Genomic DNA, 5173 nt, shown 5'->3' on the forward strand with positions numbered 1-5173 from the left:
CTAGATATTAAGTTACAGTTCCTAGCCCCTCTTCGACAAATCGCAAAGAGGGGCTAAGGATAAGATACGCTTGATCTAATAAGCGTCCTGCAACTCATAGAAGTCAGGCGACACGTAATCCTTACGTAACGGCCAACCTACCCAATCTTCTGGCATTAAAATCCGCTTCAAGTCTGGATGTCCTTCGTAGACAATGCCGAACATATCGTAGGACTCGCGTTCTTGCCAATCTGCTGTCTTCCAAATCCAGTACACAGATGGGATTCTAGGATTTTCCCGTGGTAGGAATACTTTGAGACGCACTTCCTCAGGACGGTCAGCATTATCGCTCACTTTTATCAAGTGATACATACTAACCAACTGCTGTCCTGGTCCCAAATCAATTCCACCTTGACACTGGAGGTAGTTAAACCCGTAAGCATACAGTGCAGTGGAAAGTGGAAGCAGAAAATCTGGCTCGACTTTAATAACCTCTACACCAGCGTGATCAGCTTCTAGGGACTCGTGGTCAAAACCATTTTCTGATAACCACTGGGAAACTACACCCGCCTTAACCAGTGACTTTTCCTCTGCTGGTACTGGTTTCGATTCTTCTTTCGATTCTTCAGCCACGGTTAGTTTCCTCCTTTTGTACCTTTTGAGTCAAAAGAGCAGGTGGGACGGGTAAACCGATCGCCTCTGTCAATTCCTTCGGTGGTACGACGCGAGACTCAGACCGCAAATACTGACCAGTGTGGATTTGCTCTGTAGGCTTGAGGCTGTGAGTGGTGCTGTAGTAGCGGTGAGTTTGCGTAATCCGACTCCTCTCCTGCATCGAATCATTTGCGATCTTCTTCCGCAGCTTGATAATTGCGTCAATAATTGCTTCTGGACGTGGCGGACAACCTGGTAAGTAAACGTCCACTGGAATTAGTTTATCGACTCCGCGTACAGCTGAAGGGGAATCTACGCTGAACATACCGCCAGTAATCGTGCAAGCGCCCATAGCAATCACGTACTTTGGTTCTGGCATTTGCTCATAAAGACGGACAAGCTGAGGTGCCATCTTCATGGTAATTGTGCCTGCGGTAATAATTAAATCAGCTTGACGGGGGCTAGAACGGGGAATCAAACCAAAGCGGTCAAAATCAAATCGGGAACCAATCAAAGCTGCAAACTCAATAAAGCAGCAAGCGGTACCAAACAGCATTGGCCAAAGGCTAGAAAGCCGTACCCAGTTGTAAAGGTCATCAACCGTCGTCAGAATAACGTTTTCTGATAACTCTTGGGTTACTGTAGGACGCGAAATCGGGTTGAGAATGCCTTCTTTCTGCTGCTCTATGTTAGTATCTAAGACCATTCCAAAGCTCCTTTACGCCATGCGTATACTAGGGCAACGACAAGAATTGCGATAAAAATTAGCGCTTCAATAAATGCCAATAGCCCAAGACGGTGGAAAGCAACCGCCCAAGGATACAAAAATACAGTCTCGACATCAAAGATGACAAAGATCAGCGCGAACATATAGTAGCGAATGTTGAACTGAATCCAGGCTCCACCGATGGGTTCCATGCCGGATTCATATGTGGTGCGCCGTTCTGGGTTGCGACCGCTGGGTCGCAGGAGCTTGGACGCTGATAGAGCGAGGGCAGGTACTAGGCTACAGATAAATAGGAAGCCTAAAAGATACTCGTAACCGCTGAGAACAAACACAATGAGTTTCTACCGCGAATGGGTGCTAATAAGTTTGACCAGACCAGTACTGCTTTGAGGATAACTCGAAGGCAGACAACTGGCGATCGCCGTGGCTAACGCCATAGGCATACCTTTTGGGGTAACTTTCTTTTACATTATATCTTTTTGACTTTTTTGAATCTCAAGAAACACAACTGGAGATGATTTGATTCGTTTTTGCTCAAGATAGAAAAACCTTACACTTATGTCATAATTTTTAACGTATATTTAAGATTTGCCTCTCACGGACGCCGATAGCCATGAGCGAACAAACTGTTGCGACAACCGCCCCAGACCGTTATGAGTGCCGTTCTTGCGGTTACGTTTACGAACCTCAGAAAGGGGACGACAAGCATGACATTGCCCCAGGGACAGCTTTTGGAGAAATACCTTCTACTTGGCGCTGTCCAGTTTGCGGTGCAAAAAAGACTGCTTTTACAAACATTGGTCCTGCTGGCAAAGCATCCGGCTTTGAAGAAAATCTAAACTTTGGTTTAGGTGTTAATACCCTCACACCAGGACAAAAGAATATTCTGATTTTTGGTGCTCTGGCTCTTGCCTTTTTGTTTTTTATAAGCCTCTACGGCTTAAGATAAGATGCACTTTTGACATCAAACCCATACACAAATTCACAAATTCACAAAAAAAAACTAACAGATACAGATGCTTCCAATTGTGAAAATTTGCCAACGAACACTCGCTTTGTTCGTGGTCATCCTGATGTGTGTTGGTTGTAGTAACGTCCCTTCGACTAGCTACAATCCTTGGGAAGTGATTGCTGTCCCATCAGATGCTAAACTACTGGATATCGCTTTTACAGATGACCCTCAGCATGGGTTCTTAGTCGGTAGCAATGCGACTCTTTTGGAAACAAAAGACGGTGGTGCAACTTGGCAGCCTCTGGAATTAAAACTGGATGACCAAAGGTACCGTTTTAACACTGTCAGTTTTGCAGGTAAAGACGGGTGGATAGCTGGAGAACCTTCTCTACTTTTGCACAGCACTGATGAAGGTCGTTCCTGGTCTCGTATTCCTCTGAGTGAAAAGCTACCAGGCAATCCCGTGACTATTTTGGCACTCGGAGAAAACACAGCTGAAATAGCAACCGATGTCGGAGCAATCTACAGAACCACAGACGGCGGAAAAAACTGGAAAGGGCAGGTAGAACAAGCCGTTGGTGTGGTTCGGAATATAGAACGTTCTCCAGAAGGCAAATATGTTGCTGTTTCTGCAAAGGGTAACTTCTACTCAACTTGGGAACCAGGATTAAATGCTTGGGTACCCCATAACCGAAATAGTTCCCGACGCGTAGAAAATATGGGATTTACCGAAAGTGGACAAATGTGGATGTTAGCACGAGGTGGACAAATACAATTTAGCGACTCAGCTAACCCAGAAGAATGGTTGGAAGTTCAATATCCAGAATTGTCTACCAGTTGGGGCTTACTAGATTTGGCTTATCGCACACCGAATGAAATTTGGATCAGTGGCGGTAGCGGTAATTTGTTGCGGAGTCCCGATGGTGGGAAAACCTGGGAAAAAGACCGTGATGTTGAAGATGTTCCCGCTAATTTTTACAAAATTGTTTTTCTGAGTCCAGAAAAGGGATTTGTGATTGGCGATCGCGGTGTTTTACTCAAATATAATCCCAGTATTGCCGGTGCAACTAAATCAGAAGCCGCTTAAGTATTCATCTTATAATTCTGAGAAAGAGGTTACGACGTGTAACTCTTTCTTAACTTTGTAGGATAATGATCTCAATAACAATCTTTGTGAAGGTAGCGATATAAATGTCAGGTACTACTGGAGAGCGTCCATTTTCGGACATTGTTACGAGCGTTCGTTACTGGGTAATCCACAGCATCACCATTCCAGCACTGTTTATTGCGGGTTGGTTATTTGTCAGCACTGGCTTGGCATACGATGTGTTTGGTACACCTCGCCCCAATGAGTATTACACACAAACACGGCAAGAATTGCCAATTGTGAATAATCGTTTTGAAGCAAAACAACAAGTACAAGAGTTTAGTAACACAAAGTAGTTTGAAACAATCATGACTAGCGGAAATAACGTCAATCAACCAGTTACTTATCCAATTTTTACAGTCAGATGGCTGGCAGTTCACACTCTAGCTGTCCCAACCATATTCTTTTTGGGCGCGATCGCTGCGATGCAGTTCATACAACGTTAGGAGAAAATCATGGAAAGAAGTCCTAATCCCAATAATCAGCCAGTTGAACTGAACCGAACTTCCCTTTACCTGGGACTGCTACTCGTTTTCGTTCTAGGTATTCTGTTTTCCAGTTACTTCTTTAACTAACTGGAAGAACGGCTATTGAGCGAAGCTTATTTTTTAACTTTGTCACTAATTTTTTGAGCGAAGAGAGGAGAAAAAGCAGTGTCTGGAAGTGGTAGAATTCCTCTGTGGATTGTCGCGACAATCGCAGGCTTAGGCGTCATTACCGTTGTCGGTATTTTCTTTTATGGATCGTATGCCGGACTCGGTGCTCCAATGTAAATGAACAGTTATCAGTTACTTGAGAACTGGTAACTGATAACTGATAATTGGTTGAAAAATCCTTTGGAAATTATCAGCATAAAAAAGTCGCCCGTCTTGACAAGATGGGCGCTCAATTTTTATGTGATTAAGTAGCGGTTGATGAATTTAGGCAATATCGTCGCGTTCAATGTATAACAACAAAAACGCAAATGTTGTGATTGGAACAACCCAACCAATGACTGGAACGAAGATAGAAGACAGATATGACGCTGCGTACATGAAGACGTGAGGCAAAAGTGAAGCTGTGTACATAAGATTCCTATTAAATCAAACGACAATTCAAAATGAGCTTACTGCAAATCCTGCTTGATTTTTCAAAATCTAAAGATTTTTAACACAGCACCGTTCAAAAAAAGATTATTCAGATACCGAAAACTTCGTTTAGCTGTAAGGTGGGTAAACCCGGAGGAATCACACTTCGTTGGATAGAGATTTTGTCGCTTTCTTGCTGAGTCACTGTGTTTAGGGCGATCGCCTCTAAGCGAATTTCCAGACACCCAAAAGGAACAATCAGATGAGTGACTTCTTCCAACCCTCCAGCAGAGTTAGGTAGTAAATTTGTCAACCAACGTGGATCATCTATCAACCAACGAGTCTGACAATCCTCAATCCATAACTTCACAACCACTTGAGGAAATGCTTTCGCTAACTGTACGCGTATCCTTACAGATTTCCCGGAAATGAGTTCGCCTGGTGGTAAATGCAGTTGCGGAACTGGTAACGATTCCGTAATTTTTGCAACCACAGGTAAACAAACAGAGATATCTGATATTGATTCTTCTTGTTTGGAAGGTTGATTTTTGAAAGTCTCAGCTTCAGCTTCATCGAAGTCATCATCGACAACAATTTCCAGTACCAACCCAGAGAAGAGGAGGGGGGGATGAGGGGCGATGGGGAGA

The 5173-nt window shown here is 43.8% G+C and carries 10 protein-coding genes and 1 pseudogene; 6 read left to right on the forward strand and 5 right to left on the reverse strand.

What is annotated here, in order from left to right; all coding sequences use genetic code 11:
• Positions 1 to 75 precede the first annotated feature (75 nt).
• The 3 genes from DP117_RS33465 to ndhC are packed head-to-tail and all read right to left on the reverse strand — an operon-like array spanning position 76 to position 1692.
• The gene (locus tag DP117_RS33465; RefSeq protein ID WP_169222469.1) at positions 76 to 612 is read right to left on the reverse strand and encodes an NAD(P)H-quinone oxidoreductase subunit J; all 537 of its coding nucleotides are present in this window, start codon (positions 610 to 612) and stop codon (positions 76 to 78) included.
• Positions 605 to 1339 carry an NADH dehydrogenase subunit K gene (locus DP117_RS33470; RefSeq protein WP_169222470.1) on the reverse strand — a complete coding sequence of 245 codons (735 nt, stop codon included), beginning with the start codon at positions 1337 to 1339 and terminating at the stop codon, positions 605 to 607. Before DP117_RS33470 ends, DP117_RS33465 begins: the two co-directional genes overlap by 8 nt.
• Positions 1330 to 1692, reverse strand: coding sequence for a photosynthetic/respiratory NAD(P)H-quinone oxidoreductase subunit C (gene ndhC / locus DP117_RS33475; RefSeq protein WP_169222471.1), 363 nt, complete (start codon positions 1690 to 1692; stop codon positions 1330 to 1332). Before ndhC ends, DP117_RS33470 begins: the two co-directional genes overlap by 10 nt.
• Before the next feature lie 281 nt (positions 1693 to 1973).
• Between ndhC and DP117_RS33480 the strand changes: the two genes are divergently transcribed.
• From DP117_RS33480 to DP117_RS33505, 6 genes are all read left to right on the forward strand, one after another.
• On the forward strand, positions 1974 to 2309 hold the full coding sequence (locus tag DP117_RS33480) for a rubredoxin (RefSeq protein ID WP_169222472.1): 336 nt from the start codon (positions 1974 to 1976) through the stop codon (positions 2307 to 2309).
• 67 nt (positions 2310 to 2376) lie between these two features.
• Entirely contained in the window at positions 2377 to 3399 is a 1023-nt protein-coding gene (locus tag DP117_RS33485; protein ID WP_169222473.1) for a photosynthesis system II assembly factor Ycf48, read from the forward strand.
• Positions 3400 to 3503: 104 nt separating this feature from the next.
• A complete protein-coding gene (gene psbE / locus DP117_RS33490) occupies positions 3504 to 3755 on the forward strand; it encodes a cytochrome b559 subunit alpha (RefSeq protein WP_169222474.1) in 252 nt (83 codons plus the stop codon).
• Positions 3756 to 3767: 12 nt separating this feature from the next.
• Complete coding sequence (psbF, locus tag DP117_RS33495; RefSeq protein ID WP_048868923.1) at positions 3768 to 3905, forward strand: cytochrome b559 subunit beta; 138 nt, start codon at positions 3768 to 3770, stop codon at positions 3903 to 3905.
• Positions 3906 to 3914: 9 nt separating this feature from the next.
• Positions 3915 to 4034 (forward strand): photosystem II reaction center protein L, encoded by a 120-nt coding sequence (locus tag DP117_RS33500; RefSeq protein WP_015209609.1) that lies wholly within the window; start codon positions 3915 to 3917, stop codon positions 4032 to 4034.
• Positions 4035 to 4112: 78 nt separating this feature from the next.
• Positions 4113 to 4232, forward strand: coding sequence for a photosystem II reaction center protein J (locus DP117_RS33505; RefSeq protein WP_169222475.1), 120 nt, complete (start codon positions 4113 to 4115; stop codon positions 4230 to 4232).
• A gap of 147 nt (positions 4233 to 4379) precedes the next feature.
• Here DP117_RS33505 and DP117_RS33510 read toward each other — a convergent pair whose 3' ends face one another.
• Positions 4380 to 4526 (reverse strand): photosystem I reaction center subunit VIII, encoded by a 147-nt coding sequence (locus tag DP117_RS33510; RefSeq protein WP_169222476.1) that lies wholly within the window; start codon positions 4524 to 4526, stop codon positions 4380 to 4382.
• Positions 4527 to 4635: 109 nt separating this feature from the next.
• A pseudogene (locus DP117_RS33515) lies at positions 4636 to 5173 on the reverse strand (hypothetical protein); the annotation flags it as partial.

It is taken from the genome of Brasilonema sp. UFV-L1 (genome assembly GCF_012912105.1).
Lineage (GTDB): Bacteria > Cyanobacteriota > Cyanobacteriia > Cyanobacteriales > Nostocaceae > Brasilonema.